The following is a 21348-nucleotide window of genomic DNA, read 5'->3' on the forward strand; positions in this document are numbered from 1 at the left end:
GACGGGAGCAGACCATGCACGCCGACCAGTCAGAACCGCTCGGGGACAACACGACGACGCGGACCGGCTCCGTGGACCTCGCCGTGATCGGGCTCGGCTACGTCGGGCTGCCACTGGCCCGGGAGGCCACGACGGTCGGCCTGCGCGTGGTGGGCCTCGACCGGGACCCCCATGTCGTCGCGGGCCTGAACGCCGGGCGCTCCCACGTCGACGACGTGTCCGGCGACGACGTCCGCCGGATGCTGGCCGCCGGTTTCACCGCCAACACCGACGACGGATGTCTGGCCCGCGCCCAGACCGTGGTGATCTGCGTGCCCACCCCGCTCGACGGCGACGGCGGCCCCGATCTGAGCGCGGTCACCTCCGCCGCCCGCGCGGTGGCGGCCCGGCTGCGCCCGGGCCAGCTCGTCGTCCTGGAGTCCACCACCTACCCCGGCACCACCGAGGAGGTCGTACGGCCACTGCTGGAGCGCGAGTCCGGGCTGCGGGCCGGGGAGGACTTCGCCCTCGCCTTCTCACCGGAGCGCATCGACCCCGGCAACACCGGGCACGGGCTGCGCGACACCCCCAAGGTCGTCGGCGGCTGCACCCCCTCCTGCGCCGAGCGGGCGGTCGCCTTCTACGGAAAGCTCGTCGACACCGTCGTCCAGGCGAAGGGCACCCGCGAGGCCGAGATGGCCAAGCTGCTGGAGAACACCTACCGGCACGTGAACATCGCCCTGGTCAACGAACTCGCGATCATCAGCCATGAGCTGGGCGTCGACCTGTGGGACGCGATCCGCTGCGCCGACAGCAAGCCGTTCGGCTTCCAGGCGTTCCGTCCGGGCGCCGGGGTCGGCGGCCACTGCATCCCCATCGACCCCAACTACCTGTCGTACAAGGTGCGTTCCTCGCTCGGCTACGACTTCCGGTTCGTCGGGCTGGCGCAGGAGATCAACCGGCGGATGCCCGAGTACGTCGTACGGCGCGCCCAGGACCTGCTGAACACCGCCGACCGGCCGCTGCACGGCTCCCGGGTGCTGCTGCTCGGCGTCACCTACAAGCCCGACGTGGCCGACCGGCGGGAGTCCCCGGCGGTGCCGGTGGCACGGCTGCTGCGGCGCCTGGAGGCCGAGGTCTCCTTCCACGACCCGTACGTCCCCGAGTGGTCCGTCGACGACGTGCCGGTCCCCCGGGTCGACGACGCGCTGGCCGCCGCCCGCGACCACGACCTGACGGTCCTGCTCCAGGACCACTCCTCCTACGACCTGCCCGCCCTCGCCGACGCGGCCCGGCTGCTGTTCGACACCCGGGGGCGGATCTTCCGGCCCGGTGTCGAGGTGCTGTGAGGGACCACCAGCCCGGGGGACGGAACCGAAAGGCGCTGCTCTGATGCGGATACTCGTCGTCACCGTCGTCCACCATCCCGAGGACGCGCGGATACTGCACCGGCAGATCGCGGCCCTGACCGAGCGCGGCCACCGGGTGGTGTACGCCGCCCCGTTCAGCGCGCGTGCGGTGGTGCCGCGCCCCGGGGTGGAGGGCGTCGACCTGCCCCGGGCCGTCGGCCGGGACCGCCGGGCGGCGCTGCGGGCGGCGCGGGCCCTGCTCGCCGAGCGGGGCCCGGAGGCGGACGTGGTGCTGCTGCACGACCCGGAGCTGCTGCTCGCCCTGCCAGGCACGCTGCGCCGGTGGCGGCGCGACGGCCACGCCCCGGTGGCCGTGTGGGACGTGCACGAGGACACGGCGGCGGCGCTGACGATGAAGCGCTGGCTGCCCGGGGCGCTGCGCCCGCCGCTGCGGGTCGCGGTGCGGGCGGCGGAGCGCCTGGCCGAGCGGCACCTGCGGCTGCTGCTCGCGGAGGACGCCTACCGGGCGCGGTTCGCGCGCCCCCACCCGGTGGTGCCGAACCTGCCGCGGGTGCCGACCGCCCAGCCGCCGCGGCCCGGCGCCGACCGGGTCGTGTACGTGGGCCAGTTGTCCCGGGCGCGCGGCGCGCTCGACCTGATCGAGACGGCCCGGCTGCTGGCGCCGGAGGTGCGCACCGAGGTGATCGGCGCGGCCGACCCGGAGGTGCGGGGCGCGCTCACCGAGGCCGACCGGGACGGGGTGCTGCGCTGGCACGGCTATCTGCCCAACGACCGTGCCCTGGCGCGGCTGTGGGGTGCCCTGGCCGGTCTTTCCCTGCTGCACGACCAGCCCAACTACCGGCACTCGCAGCCCACCAAGGTCGTCGAGTACATGGCGCACGGCGTTCCCGTGGTGACCACGCCGAACCCGCTGGCGTCCGCGCTGGTGACCCGGCACCGCTGCGGTCTCGTCGTCCCGTACGGCGATCCGGCGGCGGCGGCCGAGGCCGTCAGGCGGCTGCGCGCGGACGCGGAGCTGCGGGCCGCCACCGCCGGGCGGGGCCGGGCGGCGGCGGTCGCCGGGCTCGACTGGTCGGTGCGGGCGGCCGAGTTCACGGACGTACTGGAGCGCTGGGCGAAGGAGGCGGGCACCGAGCGTGACCCGGGCCGCCGCCCCGGGCGTCCGGTCGTCGCGGTGGACGGCTGAACCGGGTGGACGGCTGAACCGGAGGCCGTCCGCAGCTCAGTCGGCGTATCCCCAGGCCTTGGCCAACTCGGCGAGCCGTGGCGGGAGTTCGATCTCCGGGTCGGCGGTGCGGGCGGCCTGGATACGGCCCGACTTGATGGTGCTGCTCCAGTCGCCCAGCTTGGGGCGGAACCTGCCGTGTTCATGGCTGCCGTAGTCGAGCATCCCGCTCTCCCACGGGACCCCCAGGTACGCGCACAGGCCGCGGGTGATCCGCTCCGGGTCGGCGGTGAGGTCCTCGTAGGTGATGACGTGGGCGCCTTCGAGTCGCTGGCGGGCCTCCTCCAGCTTCTCGGCGTACTGGAGGACCTCCCCGTGGATCGCCTCCAGGTTGGGGTTGTCCCGGCGGTTGACGAGCGAGGAGACCACCGCGCCGGGGTGCCGCAGCAGCACGATGTAGCGGGCGTTCGGCCAGCAGCGCCTCAGCCTCTTGAAGATGAGGGTGTTCGCCGGGGTCTTGTCGACGATCACGTCCTTGCCGCTGTGGGTCAGCTCCAGGTCCAGGATGCGGTCCCACAGCACGTGCTCCAGCTCCTGCCGGTCCAGCCGCAGCTCCTTCATCGCGTCGGCGGTGAAGTCCCGCGAGAACTGGACGTGCACGGTGCGCAGATGCATCTCGTGCGGGGCGCGGATGCGGCTGTGGCTGTTGAGCAGCACCCGCAGCAGGGTCGAGCCGGACCGCACCGAGGACAGCACGAACACCGGGGACTCCACCAGCCGGGGCGCGAGCGGCACGGTGCCCGCGGTGTCGGTGTCGACGGCCTCCCGCGGGGAGGGCACCGCGTTCAGGGTGCGCCGCTCGGGGCTCACCCGGCGCGGCGGGCTCACGGCCTGGACCATCAGCCTGCCGCGGCGCCTGAGGCCTTTACCGAGGGCGGACATACGCGGGTCTCGCACGGTGACACCTTTCTCTCTCCTTAACCCGGCATCTCAGAGGCGTCAGGCGAACCGAAGGTGTACGGCAGGCGAATGGGCGTGGTCACGGAACCGCAAATACCGCTTACCACCAGGCGCTTTACCGCTTCCTTAATTCTTGCTGAGGTAGGCGAGAGACGGGTGGACGGCGGTGTAGCCGTCGAGGAGGCGGCGGGCGACACCCACGGAGTCGACGAGCGGGTGCAGGGCGAACGCCTTCACCGCCGTCGCCCGGGAACCGGAGCCGGCCGCGGACAGCACCTCCCGCTCGACCGCCTTCACCGCGCAGACCAGCCCGGTGGCGTGGTCCGGCAGTGGGTCCACGGCCACCGGGTGCGCGCCGCCCGCGTCGACCAGGCAGGGCACCTCGATCACGGCGTCCCGGTCGAGGACGGAGAGGGTGGAGCGGTTGCGGACGTTGAGGATCAGCGTGGCGCGCTCGTCGCGGGCGATGGCCCGCATCAGGGCGAGGGCGACGTTCTCGTAGCCGCCGGAGAGGTCCGCCGCCTCGCGTTCGCCCGCCCCGGCCGACCGCCGGTTCTCGGACATGTAGGTGGCCTCGCGTTCGGCTCGGGTGCGCTGCCAGGCGTCCAGGGCGGAGACCCCGGGGTCGGTGGCCGCCGCGTAGAAACCGGCCTGCTGGTCCCGGAGGAAGGCGCCGCGGGTGCGGTCGGCCTCGCGGTAGGCGCGTACCGTCTCCCGGTTGAAGTAGTAGTAGTGCAGGTACTCGTTGGGTACGGCGCCCAGTGACCGCAGCCAGTCCGCGCCGAACAGCCTGCCCTCCTCGAAGGAGCCGAGCAGGTCCGGGTCGGCGAGCAGCCGGGGCAGCTCGTCACGGCCCCCGACGCGCAGGGCGCGGACCCAGCCGAGGTGGTTGAGGCCGACGTAGTCGATCCAGGCGGACAAGGGGTCGCCGACCCCGAGCACCCGGGCGATACGGCGGCCGAGGCCCACCGGCGAGTCGCAGATGCCGATGACGCGGTCGCCGAGGTGCCGGGACATCGCCTCGGTGACCAGTCCGGCGGGGTTGGTGAAGTTGATGACCCAGGCGTCGGGCGCCAGCCGCGCCACACGGCGCGCGATGTCCAGGGCGACCGGGACCGTCCGCAGCCCGTAGGCGATGCCGCCCGCGCCGACCGTCTCCTGCCCGAGGACGCCCTCCGCCAGCGCCACCCGCTCGTCGTCGGCGCGCCCCTGGAGACCGCCGACGCGGATCGCGGAGAAGACGAAGTCGGCCCCGCGCAGGGCCTCGTCGAGGTCGGTGGTGACGGTCACGCGCGGAGCGTCGGCGACGGCCGCCGCCTGCTCGGCCAGCACCCGGGAGACCGCGCGCAGCCGTCCAGCGTCCAGGTCGTGCAGGACGACGTCGGTCACCCGCCCCTCCCCCCGGTCCCGGAGGAGCGCCCCGTACACCAGCGGCACCCGGAACCCGCCGCCGCCCAGAATGGTCAGCCTCATGCCGTACCCACCTCTCCCGATCACCTCGTCGCGCGCTTGCCAATATCCCTCGCACCGGTGAGGCCCGCGACCAGGGCCCTGGCAATACTGGAACGGCCCGTGCCCCGAGGAGCCGCCCATGTCCGCCCGGTCCTGGTTCTCCCCCGCCGTCGCCCGGCTGCGCGACTCCAACCCGTACGCCGTCGACGGCGCGCTCGCCGCCGCGGTGCTGTTCGCCGTCTCCCTCCAGTGGATCTTTCCAGGGGGCCGGGACGCCCCGCTGACCTGGCAGGGCCATCTGCTCGGGGCCGCGACCGCGCTGCCGCTCGTCTGGCGGCGCCGGGCGCCGTTCGCCACCGCGTGCGCGGTGTCGGTGGCGACGCCCGCGATGGCGGTGTACCACGCGCCCGCGCCGGACGTGGTCTACGGCGGTCTGGTCGTCCTCTACACCGTGGCCGCGCTCTGCCCGCCCCCGCAGCGGCGCTTCATGCTGGTCGGCTGGCTGCTCGGCGTCACCCTGACCATCGTGCACAAGGGGGACGCGCGGCCCTTCGAGTACGCCTTCCACCTGATGAGCGTGGTCTCCGCGTACGCGCTCGGCGTGCTCGCGCGGGTGCAGCGCGCCTACACCGCCGCGCTGGAGGACCGGGCGCGCAGGCTGGAGCGGGAGCGCGCCGCCGACACCGAACGGGCCCGGGCGCAGGAACGGGCCCGGATCGCCCGGGACATGCACGACATCCTCGCCCACGCGGTCAGCCTGATGGTGGTGCAGGCCGAGGCCGGACCCGTCGTGGTGCACAGCGACCCGGCCCGTGCCGAGGCGGCGTTCGACGCCATCGCGGGCACCGGCCGGGACGCCATGGCCCAGCTGCGCCGCATCCTCGGCGTCCTCACCGAGGACCGGGACGCCGGGCCCCCCGAGCGGCTGCCGCAGCCGGGGGTGGCCGCGCTGCCCGGCCTGGTGCGCCAGGTCGGCGACTCCACCGGCCTGCGGGTGACCCTGCGCGTCACGGGCGAGCCGCGTCCGCTGCCGCCGGACACCGAGGTCGCCGTCTACCGGGTGGCGCAGGAGGCGCTGACCAACACCGTCAAGCACGCGTACGCTTCCTCCGCGATCGTCGATCTCGACTGGACGGAGGACGAGTTGAGGCTCGCGGTGACCGATGACGGCAGGGGGCCGGACGCATCCGGCGCGGACGGCGGGCGGTCCGGGCCGGTCGCGGACGAGTCGTGGCCGGTCGGCGGGCACGGGCTGATCGGCATCCGGGAGCGGGCGGCGGCCTGCGGCGGCAGCGCCGAGGCCGGGCGCGGACCGGAGGGCGGCTTCCGGGTCGCCGTCCGGCTGCCCGCGGCGGTGCAGCGACGGCAGGCGGCCCTCGGGTGACCCTCCGGGTGGTCGTCGCCGACGACCAGGAACTGGTCCGCAGCGGCTTCTCCATGATCCTGGAGGCGCAGCCGGACATCGAGGTGGTCGCCGAGGCGGGGGACGGCGCGGAGGCGGTCGCGGCGGTCGAACGGCACGTCCCCGACGTGCTGCTGCTCGACATCCGGATGCCGGTGATGGACGGCCTGGAGGCGGCCCGGCGGGTGTGCGCGCGGTCCGCGTGCAAGGTGGTCATGCTGACCACGTTCGACCTCGACGAGTACGTGTACGAGGCGCTCTACGCGGGGGCCAGCGGGTTCCTGCTGAAGGACGTGCGCCGCGACGACCTGGTGCACGCGGTGCGGGTCGTCGCGGCCGGTGACTCGCTCCTCGCCCCGGCGGTGACCCGGCGGCTGGTCGCCGACATCGTCCGCCGCCGCGGGGCGCCGCCCGCCGACGCCGCCCCGGCCCGCCTGGACGTCCTGACCGCCCGTGAGGTGGAGACGCTGCGGATGCTGGCCCGCGGCCTGACCAACGCCGAGATCGCCACGACGCTGTTCGTCAGCGAACACACCGTCAAGACGCATGTCAGCAACGTGCTGAGCAAGCTGGGTCTGCGGGACCGGGTGCAGGCGGTGATCTGCGCCTACGAGACGGGACTGGTGACGCCGGGGACGGCCTAGGGCACGCTCCCCCGCACGAGGGAGACGGCACCCCTTCTCCCCCGTGCGACGGAGGCCCGGAAACCGCTCCCTCCGGCGATCCGGCGGGGTGCCGCTCGGCAGGAGTCTGTGGGACGACACACCAGCCGACGACCTGCCGGGAGGGACCCGTGCTGTCCACCCTCGCCCGGGCGGCGACCCGCCGCCCCCTGACCGTCATCCTCTTGTGGGTGCTCTTCCTGCTGCTCGGCTTCGGGCTGGGGACGGGCGTCTTCGCACGGCTCTCCGACAACGTGCCGGAGGTACCGGGCACCGAGTCGGAGCGGGCCGCCCAGTACCTCGACCGGGCCGATCCGACCGGCCGCTCCCTCACCGGTGTCGTCGAGGCCGAGGCGGTCTCCGACCCGGGCCTGCGCGGCGAGGTCGAGCGGGCCGTCGCCGACGTGCGGGCGATCGACGGGGTCGCCGCCGTGCCCGACCCGTACGCCACCCGGGGACTGACCGCCGAGGACGGGCGGGCCCTGCTGATCCCCGTCACCCTCCGGGGCGGCCTCGACGACGACGCCGAGGAGCGGGCGGTGGACGCCGCGGCCGACCGGCTCAAGGAGATCGACGCCCCCGAAGTGCACTTCAGCGGCGGCCCGTTGCTCGGCAAGCAGCTCGGTGAACGCGCCCAGCAGGACGTGGCCAACGCCGAACTGATCTCGCTGCCCGTGGTCCTGGCCCTGCTGCTGGTCATCTTCGGTGGGCTGCGGGCCGCCGGACTGCCGCTGCTGGTCGCGGTCAGCGGCATCGCGGGCGCCTTCCTCGCCCTGTTCGCCTTCAGCCAGTTCACCGACATCTCGGTCTACGCCATCCAGGTCACCACCATGCTGGGCCTCGGTCTGGCCGTCGACTACGCGCTGCTGATGCTGGTCCGCTTCCGGGAGGAGCGGCGGCGCACCGAGGACGTCACGGAGGCGGTGCACCGCACGGTCGCGGCGGCCGGGCGGACCGTGCTGTTCTCCGGTCTGACGGTGGCGGTCAGCCTCACCGGGCTGCTGGTCTTCCCCAGTGTGTTCCTGCGGAGCATGGGCCTGGCCGTGGCCGCGGTGGTGGTCATCGACATGCTGGCCGCGCTCACCCTGCTGCCCGCCCTGCTGGCCCGGTTCGGCGGACGGATCGCCCCGGCGAAGGAGCGTCCGGACGGCGCGGAGGGCCGCCTCTTCGCCCGGCTGGCCCGCTTCTCGGTACGCCGCCGGGTCGCCGTGCTGGCCACCGTGGTCCCGGCGCTGCTGGTGCTGGCGCTGCCCGTCGCCTCCCTGACCATCAACATCGGCGACGCCCGCCAGCTGCCCACGGACACCGAGGCCCGGCAGCTGTACGACACCGTCGAGGCGCACTTCCCGGCGGGCGCCGGCGTCGACCCGGTGACCGTCGTCGCCGGGGCGGACACCGGACCGGCGACCATCGACCGCGTCCTGGCCCTCTCCCCCGCCGCGCACTCCCGCGAACTGCCTGACGGCACCACCGTCATCTCGCTGCCGCCCACGGGGAGCGTCGACGGCGCCGCGGCCACCGAACTGGTCAAAACGGTACGGGAGTTGCGCGGGGACGAACCGGTGGAGGTCACCGGCACCGCGGCCCGCCTGGTCGACTTCCGCGAGATGCTGGCGGAGCGGGCGCCCTGGGCCGCGGTGACCGTGCTGGCCGGGATCTTCGCCCTGCTGTTCGCGTTCACCGGGTCGGTGCTGATCCCGCTGCGCACCATCGTGACGACGCTGCTGAGCCTGGGTGCCGCGCTGGGCGTCGTGGTGTGGGTGTTCCAGGACGGCCATCTGGCGGGGCTGCTGGGCGCCGAGGGTCTGGGCGCGCTCAGCCTCACCGCGCCGCCGCTGATCGTCGCGATCGCGTTCGGACTGGCCATGGACTACGAGCTGTTCATCCTGGCCCGGATGCGGGAGGCCCGGCAGCTGACCGGGGACGACAAGGAGGCCGTCGTGACCGGGCTGCGCCGCTCCGGTCGGGTGGTCACCTGCGCCGCGCTGCTGCTGGCGGTGGTGTTCGGCGCCTTCATGACGGGCGGCTTCTCGCCCATCCTCCAGATCGGCCTGGGCCTGACGCTGGCGGTCCTCATCGACGCGACGATCGTGCGGATGCTGCTCGTCCCGGCGACGATGTCGCTGCTGGGGCACCGCGCCTGGTGGGCGCCGAAGGCACTGCGGCGGGCGCATGACCGCTACGGCCTGCGCGAGGAGGCCCCGGCGGAACGGGAACTGGCCGCCCAGAGCTGAACGTCACCTCGCGGTCCGCCGCCCCGGTGCGGGTGGCGGACCGCGCCGTCGCGTCTTCACGACCTGAACTCGCGTGCTCCGCAAGGACTTTCTTCGCTGCACCTCTTGACGGCCGCGGTGACACAGAGCACATTGGCGGCGCACGCCGTTCTGAGAGCGCTCTCAGAACGTCCCCGCGCGGCACACCCGCACCCACTCCCCACCCGTACCGGTATCCACGGGTCCGTACCGAGAGGCACCCCCCATGAGTGCACCCTCCGGCACATCCCACAGACGGCGGCGCCCCCTGCGGCGGGCGCTCCTCGCCGTCCTCGGCACCGTCGGCCTGGCGGGGCTCGTCGCCACGGCCGCCGTGCCGTCCGCGACGGCCGCCGCTCCCCCGCCGCCGTCCGGCTGGACACAGGTCTTCGTCGACGACTTCAACGGCGCCGCGGGCACCGGCGTCAACACCTCCAACTGGCGCTACTCGACCGGCACCGGCTACCCGGGCGGCCCCGCCAACTGGGGCACCGGCGAGATCGAGACCATGACGTCCAGCACCAACAACGTCGCCCTGGACGGCAACGGCAACCTGCGCATCACCCCCCGCCGGGACGCCGCGGGCAACTGGACGTCGGGCCGCATCGAGACCAACCGCACCGACTTCCAGCCCCCGGCGGGCGGCAAGCTGCGGGTCGAGTCCCGCATCCAGATGCCGAACGTCACCGGTGCCGCCGCCCGCGGCTACTGGCCCGCCTTCTGGATGCTCGGCTCCCCCTACCGCGGCAACTACTGGAACTGGCCGTCGGTGGGCGAACTGGACATCCTGGAGAACGTCCAGGGCCTGAACACCGTGTGGTCCACGATGCACTGCGGCACCTCACCGGGCGGCCCCTGCAACGAGACCACCGGCATCGGCGGCTCCCGCGCCTGCCCCGGCACCACCTGCCAGGCGGGCTTCCACACCTACGGCATGGAGTGGGACCGCTCGACCAGCCCCGAGGAGATCCGCTTCTACGTCGACGGCATCAACTACCACACCGTACGGGCCAACCAGGTCGACGCCACCACCTGGGCCAACGCCACCAACCACGGCTACTTCATCATCCTGAACGTGGCGATGGGCGGCGGCTTCGTGGACGCCTTCGGCGGCGGCCCGGACGCGGCCACCGTCCCCGGCCACTCCATGGTCGTCGACTACGTCCAGGTCCTGTCCTCCTCCGGCGGCGGCACCACACCGCCCCCGACCGGCAACCGCGACGCCTACAGCGCCATCCAGGCCGAGTCCTACGACGGCCAGTCCGGCGTCTTCACCGAGGCGACGACCGACACCGGCGGCGGCCAGAACCTCGGCGCCCTCGCCAACGGCGACTGGGCGCTCTACCGCGGCGTCAACTTCGGCTCCACCGCGGCCACCCAGTTCGTCGCCCGGGTCGCCAGCGGCGCCGCGTCCGGCGTCAGCGGCCTGGTCGAGGTACGACTGGACAGCCGTACCAACGCACCCATCGGCAGCTTCGCGGTCGGCAACACCGGCGGCTGGCAGTCCTGGCGGACGGTCCCGGCCAACATCAGCTCGGTCACCGGCACCCATGACGTCTACCTGACCTTCACCAGCGGCCAGCCCGCGGACTTCGTCAACGTCAACTGGTTCCACTTCGGCCGCTGAGTCCTCCCTCCAGCGGTGGAGAAGAGGGGCCCCACGCGCGCGTGGGGCCCCTCTGGCGTTCCCGCTAGCGCAGCTCCGCCCGGAACGCCGCCGGCGTCGTGTCGGTGTGCTGGTGGAAGAACTTGGAGAAGTTCGCCGCGTCGGGGAAGCCGACCGCGACGCCGACCCGGCCGATGGGGAGGTCGGTGTGGGCGAGGAGGCGTTTGGCCTCCAGGACGACCCGTTTGTCGATGAAGGCCTTGGGGGTGTCGCCGGTGGCGGCGCGTACCGCGCGCACGAGGGTGCGGCGGGAGTAACCGAGGCCCTCGGCGTAGGCGCTGACGCTGTGGTTGGTGGCGAAGCCCTTCTCCACGGCGTCCCGGAAGAGGGTGAAGGTGGTGTCGGACCGCTGCCGGGCGCCCTCGGCGGAGCTGGCCGCGAGGTAGGCGAGGCGCAGCAGGAAGGCGCTGAGGGAGTGCCGCAGCACGGAGGTGTGCAGGCTGAGCGGCAGGGTGGTGGTGTCCTCGTACTCGTGGCGGAGCTGGTCGAGGGCCGCGCGCAGGGCGTCGAGCTGGGCGGGTCCGGGGCGGAGCAGGGGCGGCAGATCGTAGCGGTACAGGCCGGTGGCCTCCACGGTGGCGCGGGGCAGGAAGCCGGGCTGCATGGCCAGGACGGTTCCGCGGTACTCGCCCGTCGTCGTGAAGCGGTGCACCTGGCCGGGGCGAATCCACAGCACGTCGCCCGCCGTCGCCTCGTACTCGGCGAAGTCGATCATGTGGCGTACGGGGCCGTCGGTGAAGAACATCACGACGTGGAAGTCGATGCGGTGGACGCGTTCCAGGGGGGCACCGCCGTGCCAGCCGGGGCCGGCGCCCATGGGGCCGACCTGCATGCCGACGCCGCAGATGCTGCTCTCTACCGGGAAGGCGAACGTGTCGATGCCGTCGCTCGCGCCGCCGTCCTCGGCGAGGGTTCTTTCCGCCATGTCCTTCTCGCGCCGCCTTGATGCGTTTTCCGAAGCCCAGGGTGTCCCACTTTCACCACAGGCTGACACACCCCGACCTGTCTTTTGAAAAGTCAGACTTTTACAGTCGAACGCGTCTCACCAGGAACGATGCAGCTTTCCATGAACTCTTGAAGGGGACGGGCCACAGATGAGCGCGCAGACACCCGACGGCCTTGAGTGGACGGATCTCGACCGGCGGGCCGTGGACACGGCCCGGCTGCTGGCGGCCGACGCCGTGCAGAAGGCCGGCAACGGGCATCCCGGTACGGCGATGAGCCTGGCCCCCGCCGCGTACACGGTCTTTCAGAAGGTGATGCGGCACGACCCGGCGGACCCGGAGTGGACCGGCCGCGACCGCTTCGTCCTCTCCCCCGGCCACACCTCGCTGACCCTCTACACCCAGCTGTTCCTCGCCGGGTACGAGCTGGACCTGGACGACCTGAAGGCGTTCCGCACCCACGGCTCCCGGACGCCCGGCCACCCGGAGTACGGCCACACCGCGGGCGTGGAGACCACCACCGGGCCGCTGGGCCAGGGCGTCGCCAACGCCGTCGGCATGGCGATGGCCGCCCGCTACGAGCGCGGCCTGTTCGACCCCGACGCCCCCGAGGGCACCTCGCCCTTCGACCACACCGTCTGGGCGATCGTCTCCGACGGCGACCTCCAGGAGGGCGTCTCCGCCGAGGCCTCCTCGCTCGCGGGGCACCAGCGGCTCGGCAACCTGGTCTTCCTCTACGACGACAACCACATCTCCATCGAGGGCGACACCGCCACCGCGTTCTCCGAGGACGTGCTGAAGCGGTACGAGGCGTACGGCTGGCACGTCCAGCGGATCGCGCCCACCGAGGACGGCGATGTCGACGTGCATGCGCTGTACGCGGCGCTCGAGGCGGCGCGGGCCGAGACCGCGCGCCCTTCGATCATCGCCATGCGCACCATCATCGCCTGGCCCGCCCCGAACGCCCGGAACACCGAGGCCTCCCACGGCTCGGCGCTCGGCGAGGAGGAGATCGCCGCCACCAAGCGCGTCCTCGGCTTCGACCCGGAGCGCGCCTTCCAGGTCGACGACGACGTCCTCGCCCACACCCGCCGGGCCCTGGACCGCGGCGCCGACGCGCACGCCGCCTGGGACAAGCGGCTCGCCCGCTGGCGCGAGGACCACCCCGAGCGCGCCGCCGAGTTCGACCGGATCAGCCGTGGTGAGCTGCCCGAGGGCTGGGAGCGGCACATCCCGGTCTTCGAGCCGGGCAAGCCGGTCGCGACCCGGGCCGCCTCCGGCAAGGTGCTCCAGGCGCTGGGCGCGGTGGTCCCGGAGCTGTGGGGCGGCTCCGCCGACCTCGCGGGCTCCAACAACACCACCATCGACAAGTCCAGTTCCTTCCTGCCGGAGGGCAACCCGCTCCCGGAGGCCGACCCGTACGGCCGCACCGTCCACTTCGGCATCCGCGAGTTCTCGATGGCCGCGGAGATGAACGGCATCGCGCTGCACGGCAACACCCGTATCTACGGCGGCACCTTCCTGGTCTTCTCCGACTACATGCGCAACGCCGTCCGGATGTCCGCGCTGATGCAGCTGCCGGTGACGTACGTGTGGACGCACGACTCCATCGGCCTCGGCGAGGACGGCCCCACCCACCAGCCGGTGGAGCACCTGGCGTCGCTGCGCGCGATCCCCGGCCTGAACGTGGTCCGGCCCGCCGACGCCAACGAGACCGCCGTCGTCTGGGCGGAGATCCTGCGCCGCCACACCACCGCGCCCGCCCCGCACGGCCTGGTGCTCACCCGGCAGGGCGTGCCCACCTACGAGCGCGACGAGAACGCGGTCAGGGGCGGTTACGTCCTGCGGGAGGCCTCCACCGGCACCCCCGAGGTCATCCTGATCGCCACCGGCTCCGAGGTGCGGCTCGCGGTCGCGGCACGGGAGGAGCTGGAGGCCGCCGGGATCGGCACCCGGGTGGTGTCGATGCCGTCCGTGGAGTGGTTCGAGGAGCAGCCGCGCGAGTACCGCGAGAGCGTGCTGCCGCCGTCCGTGAAGGCCCGCGTCGCCGTCGAGGCGGGCGTCGGCCTGACCTGGCACCGGTTCACGGGAGACGCCGGACGGATCGTCTCCCTGGAGCACTTCGGTGCCTCCGCCGACGCCGCGACCCTGTTCGCCGCGTACGGCTTCACCCCCGAGAACGTCGTCGCCGCCGCCCGGGAATCGCTCGCCGCCGCCCGTGGTTGACCCGAACGCCAGAGAGAAGATGATCACAATGACCGAAGCAACCGCAGCCGCGGAGCCCCTGAAGCGCCTGTCCGACGAGGGCGTCTCGATCTGGCTCGACGACCTGTCCCGCGAGCGGATCGCCTCCGGCAACCTCGCCGGACTCCTCACCAGCCGCCACGTCGTCGGCGTCACCACCAACCCGTCCATCTTCCAGGCCGCCATCGGCTCCGGCGAAGGTTACGAGGAGCAGCTCGCCGACCTGGCGGTGCGCGGCGTCACGGTGGACGAGGCCGTACGGATGATGACGACCGCCGACGTGCGGGCCGCCGCCGACATCCTGCGGCCCGTGTACGACGCCACCGGCGGCCGGGACGGCCGGGTCTCCATCGAGGTCGACCCGCGCCTCGCCCACGACACGGCCGCCACCGTCGCCGAGGCCAGGCAGCTGGCCTGGCTGGTCGACCGCCCCAACGTGATGATCAAGATCCCGGCGACCCGGGCGGGCCTGCCCGCCATCACCGAGGTCATCGCCCAGGGCACCAGCGTCAACGTCACGCTGATCTTCTCCCTGGAGCGCTACCGCGAGGTGACGGACGCCTACCTCGCGGGCCTGGAGCGGGCCCGGGCCGCGGGACTGGACCTGGCCACAATCCACTCCGTCGCCTCCTTCTTCGTCTCCCGCGTCGACACCGAGATCGACAAGCGGCTGACCCTGCTCGGCACCGACCAGGCCCTGGCCCTCAAGGGCCGCGCCGCCCTCGCCAACGCCCGCCTCGCCTACGAGGCCTACGAGGAGGTCTTCGCCGGGGACCGCTGGCTCGCCCTGACCGGTGCCCGCGCCAACAAGCAGCGCCCGCTGTGGGCGTCGACCGGAGTGAAGGACCCCGCCTACAAGGACACCCTGTACGTGGAGGACCTGGTCGCGCCCGGCACGGTCAACACCATGCCGGAGGCCACCCTGGACGCCACCGCCGACCACGGCCGGATCACCGGCGACACGGTCACCGGCGGCTACGCCCAGGCCCGCGCCGACCTGGCCGCCGTGGAGCGCCTCGGCATCTCCTACGACGAGGTCGTCACCCGGTTGGAGGACGAGGGCGTGGCCAAGTTCGAGGCGGCGTGGCAGGAACTCCTGGACGCCGTGACGAAGTCGATGGACGCCAAGGGAGTTGACGGACAGTGACCTCCGAGACCGCCGAGTGGAGCAACCCGCTGCGGGACCCCCGGGACCGCCGTCTGCCGCGGATCGCGGGCCCCTCCGGGCTCGTCATCTTCGGCGTCACCGGCGACCTGTCCCGCAAGAAGCTGATGCCCGCGGTGTACGACCTCGCCAACCGGGGTCTGCTGCCTCCGGGCTTCTCCCTGGTGGGTTTCGCCCGCCGGGACTGGGAGGACCAGGACTTCGCGCAGGTCGTGCATGACGCGGTGCGCGAGCACGCCCGCACCGAGTTCCGTGAGGAGGTCTGGCAGCAGCTCGCCGAGGGCATGCGGTTCATCCCCGGCGACTTCGACGACGACACCGCGTTCAAGCAGCTGCGCGCGGCCGTCGACGAGCTGGACGTCTCGCGGGGCACGAGCGGCAACTACGCCTTCTACCTCTCCGTACCGCCGAAGTTCTTCCCCAAGGTCGTCCAGCAGCTGAAGAAGCACGGCCTGGCCGACGCGCCCGAGGGCTCCTGGCGGCGGGCCGTCATCGAGAAGCCGTTCGGGCACGACCTGGAGTCGGCCGAGGCCCTCAACGCGATCGTGCACGAGGTGTTCGACCCGGAGCAGGTGTTCCGGATCGACCACTACCTCGGCAAGGAGACCGTCCAGAACATCCTGGCGCTGCGCTTCGCCAACCAGCTGTTCGAGCCGATCTGGAACCGGTCGTACGTCGACCACGTACAGATCACCATGGCGGAGGACATCGGCATCGGCGGCCGGGCGGGCTACTACGACGGGATCGGCTCGGCCCGTGACGTCATCCAGAACCACCTGCTCCAGCTGATGGCGCTGACCGCGATGGAGGAGCCCGCGGCGTTCGACGCGGCCTCCCTGCTGACCGAGAAGCTGAAGGTGTTCAAGGCGGTGAAGCTGCCCGAGGACCTGGCCCGGCACACCGTGCGCGCCCAGTACGCGCCCGCCTGGCAGGGCGGCGCGCAGGTGCGCGGCTACCTGGAGGAGGACGGCATCGACCCGGCCTCCACCACCGACACCTACGCGGCCGTCAAGCTGGAGGTCGACAACCGCCGCTGGGCGGGCGTCCCCTTCTACCTGCGCACCGGCAAGCGGCTCGGCCGCCGGGTCACCGAGATCGCGGTCGTCTTCCAGCGCGCCCCGCACTCCCCCTTCGACTCGACGGCCACCGAGGAACTCGGCGAGAACGCGGTCGTCATCCGCGTCCAGCCGGACGAGGGCATGACGGTCCGGTTCGGCTCGAAGGTTCCGGGAACCTCGATGGAGATCCGGGACGTGACGATGGACTTCGCGTACGGCGAGTCGTTCACGGAGTCCAGCCCGGAGGCGTACGAACGGCTCATCCTGGACGTCCTCCTGGGCGACGCCAACTTGTTCCCCCGTCACCAGGAAGTGGAAGAGTCCTGGAGGATCCTCGACCCGATCGAGGAGTTCTGGGCCACGCACGGCAGGCCGGCGCGCTACGCGTCGGGCAGCTGGGGTCCGCAGGAAGCCGACGAGATGCTCGCACGAGACGGACGGAGCTGGCGCAGGCCATGAAGATCGACCTGACCGACACCACGGCAAGCAAGATCAACAAGGCGCTGGTGCAGGGCCGCCGCGCCCTGGGCACCCCCGCCGTGGGCATGGTCCTGACGATGGTCATCGTCACGGACGAGGAGAACGCCTACGACTCGATCAAGGCCGCCGAGGAGGCCTCGCACGAGCACCCCTCGCGCACCCTGGTCGTCATCAAGCGGCACGCCCGCACCCCCCGCGAGCGCCACCGTTCCCGGCTGGACGCGGAGGTGCGGGTCGGCTCCGAGGCCGGGACCGGTGAGACGGTCGTCCTGCGCACCTACGGCGAGGTGTCCGACCACGCCGACTCCGTCGTGCTGCCGCTGCTGCTGCCGGACGCGCCCGTGGTGGTGTGGTGGCCGGTGGACGCCCCCGACAACCCGTCGAAGGACCCGCTGGGCGCGCTGGCCCAGCGCCGGATCACCGACATGTACGCCGTCGAGCGCCCGCTGACCGCCCTGGAGACCCGGGTGAAGTCCTACGCGCCCGGCGACACCGACCTGGCCTGGACCCGGCTCACCCCCTGGCGCTCCATGCTGGCCGCCGCCCTCGACCAGGCCCGGCTGCCGATCACCTCGGCGGCCGTGGAGAGCGAGGCCGACAACCCCAGCGCCGAACTGCTGGCGCGCTGGCTCCAGGCCCGGCTCGGCGTCACCGTCGACCGGGTGGAGACCGCGGGCCCGGTGGTCACCGGCGTACGGCTGGGCACCGACCGGGGCGAGATCGTCATCGACCGCCCCGAGGGCCCGCTGGCCACCCTCTCCCTGCCGGACCAGCCGTCCCGCACCCTCGCCCTGAAGGTGCGCCCCACCTCCGAACTCATCGCCGAGGAGCTGCGGCGCCTCGACGCCGACGAGATGTACGCCGTCGCCCTGCGCGGCGAGGCCACCAAGGAGACCCCGTCCCATGTCTGACACCCCCCTGCTGACGCGGCGCCCGCAGTGGACCGCCCTGGAGGACCACCGGGCGCAGGGCGTCCCGGAGCTGCGTGAGCTGTTCGCCGCCGACCCGGCCCGCGCCGAGCGGTACGTCGTACGCGTCGGCGACCTGCGCATCGACTACTCCAAGAACCTGGTCACCGACGAGACCCTCGCCCTCCTCCAGGAACTGGCCGCCGCCACCGATGTGTTCGGGCTGCGGGACGCCATGTTCCGCGGTGAGAGGATCAACGTCACCGAGCGGCGGGCGGTGCTGCACACCGCGCTGCGCGCCCCGGCCGACGCGGTGATCGAGGTGGACGGCGAGAACGTCGTGCCCCAGGTGCACACGGTCCTGGCGAAGATGGGCGACTTCGCCGAGCGGGTCCGCTCCGGCGAGTGGACCGGCCACACCGGCAGGCGCATCCGCAATGTCGTCAACATCGGCATCGGCGGCTCCGACCTCGGCCCGGCGATGGCGTACGAGGCGCTGCGCGCCTACACGGCACGCGACCTGACGTTCCGTTTCGTCTCCAACGTGGACGGCGCCGACCTGCACGAGGCGGTCCGCGACCTGGACCCGGCTCAGACCCTGTTCATCGTCGCGTCCAAGACCTTCACCACCATCGAGACCATCACCAACGCCACCTCGGCCCGCTCCTGGCTGCTCGCGGGCCTCGGCGGCGAGGAGAAGGCGGTCGCGAAGCACTTCGTGGCGCTGTCGACGAACGCGGAGAAGGTCACCGAATTCGGCATCGACGTCGAGAACATGTTCGAGTTCTGGGACTGGGTCGGCGGCCGCTACTCCTACGACTCCGCCATCGGGCTCTCGTTGATGATCGCGATCGGCCCGGACCGCTTCCGGGAGATGCTCGACGGTTTCCGGACCGTGGACGAGCACTTCCGGAGTGCTCCCGCCGAGGCCAACGCGCCGCTAATCCTGGGCCTGCTCGGGGTCTGGTACGGCAACTTCCTGGACGCCCAGTCGCACGCGGTGCTGCCGTACAGCCACTACCTGTCGAAGTTCACCGCCTACCTCCAGCAGCTCGACATGGAGTCCAACGGCAAGTCCGTGGACCGCGCGGGCCGCGGCGTGGAGTGGCAGACCGGTCCGGTGGTGTGGGGCACGCCCGGCACCAACGGGCAGCACGCCTACTACCAGCTGATCCACCAGGGCACCAAGCTGATCCCGGCCGACCTGATCGGCTTCGCCCGGCCCGTAGCCGAGCTGAGCGACGAACTGAAGGCGCAGCACGACCTGCTGATGGCCAACCTGTTCGCGCAGGGGCAGGCGCTCGCGTTCGGCAAGACGGAGGACGAGGTGCGCGCGGAGGGCGTGCCCGAGGAACAGGTCCCGCACCGCACGTTCCGCGGCAACCACCCCACCACCACGATCCTCGCCGCCGAGCTGACGCCGTCCGTCCTCGGCCAGCTGATCGCGCTGTACGAGCACAAGGTGTTCGTACAGGGCGCCATCTGGGACATCGACTCCTTCGACCAGTGGGGCGTCGAACTCGGCAAGGTCCTCGCCAAGCGGGTCGAACCCGCGCTCACCCAGGGCACCGAGGTGCCCGGCCTCGACGCCTCTACCGCCGCGCTCGTGGCCGCCTACCGTGACCTCAAGGAAGTGAAGTGATCATGCAGCTCGGTCTCATCGGTCTCGGCAAGATGGGCGGCAACATGCGCGAGCGGATCCGCCGCGCGGGCCACACCGTCATCGGCTACGACCGCGATCCCGAACTCTCCGACGTCGGCTCCCTCGCCGAACTCGTCGAGCGGCTGGAGGGGCCGCGCACGGTCTGGGTGATGGTCCCGGCCGGTGCCGCCACCCAGTCCGTCGTCGACGAACTCGGCACTCTCCTCGAGGCCGGTGACATCGTCGTCGACGGCGGCAACTCCCGCTGGACCGACGACGAGAAGCACGCCGGCGAACTCGGCGCCAAGGGCATCGGCTTCGTCGACGCCGGTGTCTCCGGCGGCGTCTGGGGCCTGGAGAACGGCTACGCCCTGATGGTCGGCGGCGACAAGGAGCACGTCGACCGGCTCCGGCCGGTCTTCGACGCCCTCAAGCCGGAGGGCCCCTACGGCTACGTCCACGCGGGCAAGGTCGGCGCCGGGCACTTCTCCAAGATGGTCCACAACGGCATCGAGTACGCCATGATGCAGGCCTACGCCGAGGGCTGGGAGCTGCTGGAGAAGGTCGACTCGGTGACGGACGTCCGTGAGGTCTTCCGGTCCTGGCAGGAGGGCACGGTCATCCGGTCCTGGCTGCTGGACCTGGCCGTCAACGCCCTCGACGAGGACGAGCACCTGGACAAGCTGCGCGGCTACGCCGAGGACTCCGGCGAGGGCCGGTGGACCGTGGAGGCCGCCATCGACAACGCCGTGCCGCTGCCCGCGATCACGGCCTCCCTCTTCGCGCGGTTCGCCTCGCGCCAGGAGGACTCGCCGCAGATGAAGATGATCGCCGCGCTGCGCAACCAGTTCGGCGGCCACGCGGTCGAGTCGACGAAGTAGACCGGCCCCACCTGGGCTTGTGACACCCCTGTAACAGGAATTGTGGCCTCCGCCACGGCCTCGACGGGCGCGGTCCTGGTGGGGTGACCGGATGCGTACCGCCTCCCTCACCCCGCCCGCCGCGCTCGCCGGCATCCTCCTCCTCACCTCCTGCGGCACGGAGGCGACCGGCACCGGCGCGGACGGACCCCGGCCGACCGGGGCGTGCGCGACGGCCGAGCCGGGCGACACCACCGGGCTGGAGCTGGACGGGGTACGGATCGACGCGCTGGGCGGCTCCGGGTACACGGGGTGCGCCGCCCTGCGGATCACCAACGACGAGGCGGAGGCGTACACCTACACCGTCAGCCTCGCCGTGCTGTCGGAGACCGGGGAGATGCGGAGCGGCCTGGAGGAGCGGGTGGCGTCGGTGCCGCCGGGCCGGACGGTACGGCACACCGTCGACACCGGCGCGCCGCTCATCACCTCCCAGGGCCGGCCCCTGGTGCGGATCACCAAGGTCCGCAGCGTCCCCGCCGACGAGGCCCCCGCGCCGGGCGGCCCGTGCCCGGAGTCCGGTATCCGGGTGACCGCGGACGAGGGCGACGCCGCCATGGGGCTGCGGGTCGTCGGGCTGCTGCTGGAGAACTGCGGCACCGAGCCCTACCATCTCGACGGCTATCCGCGGGTCGACGTCGTCGACGAGGACCACGACGTCGTCACCGACGTGAAGGTGCTGGAGGGCGGCGACTCCATCGCCATGAGCACCGGCGCCGACGGCGAGCCCCAGCCGCTGGACCTCGCGCCCGGCGAACGCGCCCGGTCCGCGCTGGTGTGGCGCAACACCACCGAGTTCGGTACGCCCGTGAACGCGCCGTACGCCCGCGTCGTCGCGGGACCCGGCGCCGACCCGGTGATGGTGACACCGGAACTGGACCTCGGGACGACGGGGAAGCTGGGCGTCGGACCCTGGAAGCGCGACGAGTCGTAGCCACCGGGGCGAGGGAGCACGTCCGGGGACAAAGCGGCAACGGTCAGCGGCACTTGACGATCGTCGATCAAGGACGTGAAAGGGGAGCGGTCGGGCGTTCCCTGCGCGACGATTGGGGTGTGAGGCGGAGCGGAGCGCACCGGAGGCG

16 protein-coding genes are annotated in these 21348 nt (G+C 72.5%); 13 read left to right on the forward strand and 3 right to left on the reverse strand.

Annotation, left to right across the window (positions count from 1 at the left end; genetic code table 11):
* The first annotated feature begins 14 nt into the window (after positions 1–14).
* On the forward strand, positions 15–1328 hold the full coding sequence (locus KBY47_RS27065; RefSeq protein WP_210925349.1) for a nucleotide sugar dehydrogenase: 1314 nt from the start codon (positions 15–17) through the stop codon (positions 1326–1328).
* 43 nt (positions 1329–1371) lie between these two features.
* On the forward strand, positions 1372–2535 hold the full coding sequence (locus KBY47_RS27070) for a glycosyltransferase (RefSeq protein ID WP_210925351.1): 1164 nt from the start codon (positions 1372–1374) through the stop codon (positions 2533–2535).
* A gap of 36 nt (positions 2536–2571) precedes the next feature.
* Here KBY47_RS27070 and KBY47_RS27075 read toward each other — a convergent pair whose 3' ends face one another.
* Positions 2572–3471, reverse strand: coding sequence for a sulfotransferase (locus KBY47_RS27075; protein ID WP_308405302.1), 900 nt, complete (start codon positions 3469–3471; stop codon positions 2572–2574).
* Between the two features lie 129 nt (positions 3472–3600).
* Positions 3601–4947 (reverse strand): 6-phospho-beta-glucosidase, encoded by a 1347-nt coding sequence (locus KBY47_RS27080; protein WP_210925353.1) that lies wholly within the window; start codon positions 4945–4947, stop codon positions 3601–3603.
* A gap of 118 nt (positions 4948–5065) precedes the next feature.
* Between KBY47_RS27080 and KBY47_RS27085 the strand changes: the two genes are divergently transcribed.
* The 4 genes from KBY47_RS27085 (at position 5066) to KBY47_RS27100 (ending at position 10869) form a co-directional block, all read left to right on the forward strand.
* Complete coding sequence (locus KBY47_RS27085) at positions 5066–6310, forward strand: sensor histidine kinase (protein ID WP_210925355.1); 1245 nt, start codon at positions 5066–5068, stop codon at positions 6308–6310.
* Positions 6307–6972 (forward strand): response regulator transcription factor, encoded by a 666-nt coding sequence (locus KBY47_RS27090; protein ID WP_210925357.1) that lies wholly within the window; start codon positions 6307–6309, stop codon positions 6970–6972. The genes KBY47_RS27085 and KBY47_RS27090 overlap by 4 nt, the downstream gene beginning before the upstream one ends.
* A 149-nt stretch (positions 6973–7121) precedes the next feature.
* Positions 7122–9224: an MMPL family transporter gene (locus KBY47_RS27095; RefSeq protein WP_210925359.1), complete on the forward strand. Its 2103-nt coding sequence runs from the start codon at positions 7122–7124 to the stop codon at positions 9222–9224.
* 244 nt (positions 9225–9468) lie between these two features.
* Positions 9469–10869 carry a glycoside hydrolase family 16 protein gene (locus KBY47_RS27100; protein ID WP_210925361.1) on the forward strand — a complete coding sequence of 467 codons (1401 nt, stop codon included), beginning with the start codon at positions 9469–9471 and terminating at the stop codon, positions 10867–10869.
* A 64-nt stretch (positions 10870–10933) separates the two neighbouring features.
* Here KBY47_RS27100 and KBY47_RS27105 read toward each other — a convergent pair whose 3' ends face one another.
* On the reverse strand, positions 10934–11833 hold the full coding sequence (locus tag KBY47_RS27105) for an AraC family transcriptional regulator (protein WP_210925363.1): 900 nt from the start codon (positions 11831–11833) through the stop codon (positions 10934–10936).
* Positions 11834–12002: 169 nt separating this feature from the next.
* On the opposite strand from KBY47_RS27105, the gene tkt reads away from it, so the two are divergent.
* The 7 genes from tkt to KBY47_RS27140 all read left to right on the forward strand — a co-directional run bounded on the left by tkt (position 12003) and on the right by KBY47_RS27140 (position 21200).
* On the forward strand, positions 12003–14078 hold the full coding sequence (tkt, locus tag KBY47_RS27110) for a transketolase (RefSeq protein WP_210925365.1): 2076 nt from the start codon (positions 12003–12005) through the stop codon (positions 14076–14078).
* Between the two features lie 19 nt (positions 14079–14097).
* Positions 14098–15243, forward strand: coding sequence for a transaldolase (gene tal, locus KBY47_RS27115; protein WP_210925367.1), 1146 nt, complete (start codon positions 14098–14100; stop codon positions 15241–15243).
* Positions 15240–16778 carry a glucose-6-phosphate dehydrogenase gene (gene zwf, locus KBY47_RS27120; RefSeq protein ID WP_210925369.1) on the forward strand — a complete coding sequence of 513 codons (1539 nt, stop codon included), beginning with the start codon at positions 15240–15242 and terminating at the stop codon, positions 16776–16778. The genes tal and zwf overlap by 4 nt, the downstream gene beginning before the upstream one ends.
* Positions 16775–17710, forward strand: coding sequence for a glucose-6-phosphate dehydrogenase assembly protein OpcA (gene opcA, locus KBY47_RS27125; protein ID WP_210925371.1), 936 nt, complete (start codon positions 16775–16777; stop codon positions 17708–17710). The genes zwf and opcA overlap by 4 nt, the downstream gene beginning before the upstream one ends.
* Positions 17703–19349 carry a glucose-6-phosphate isomerase gene (pgi, locus tag KBY47_RS27130; RefSeq protein ID WP_210925373.1) on the forward strand — a complete coding sequence of 549 codons (1647 nt, stop codon included), beginning with the start codon at positions 17703–17705 and terminating at the stop codon, positions 19347–19349. Before opcA ends, pgi begins: the two co-directional genes overlap by 8 nt.
* A gap of 2 nt (positions 19350–19351) precedes the next feature.
* The gene (gnd, locus tag KBY47_RS27135; protein WP_210925375.1) at positions 19352–20230 is read left to right on the forward strand and encodes a phosphogluconate dehydrogenase (NAD(+)-dependent, decarboxylating); all 879 of its coding nucleotides are present in this window, start codon (positions 19352–19354) and stop codon (positions 20228–20230) included.
* Between the two features lie 91 nt (positions 20231–20321).
* Positions 20322–21200: a DUF4232 domain-containing protein gene (locus KBY47_RS27140; protein ID WP_210925378.1), complete on the forward strand. Its 879-nt coding sequence runs from the start codon at positions 20322–20324 to the stop codon at positions 21198–21200.
* The last annotated feature ends 148 nt before the right edge of the window (positions 21201–21348 follow it).

This window comes from Streptomyces sp. B93, assembly GCF_018070565.1.
Classification (GTDB): Bacteria; Actinomycetota; Actinomycetes; order Streptomycetales; family Streptomycetaceae; genus Streptomyces.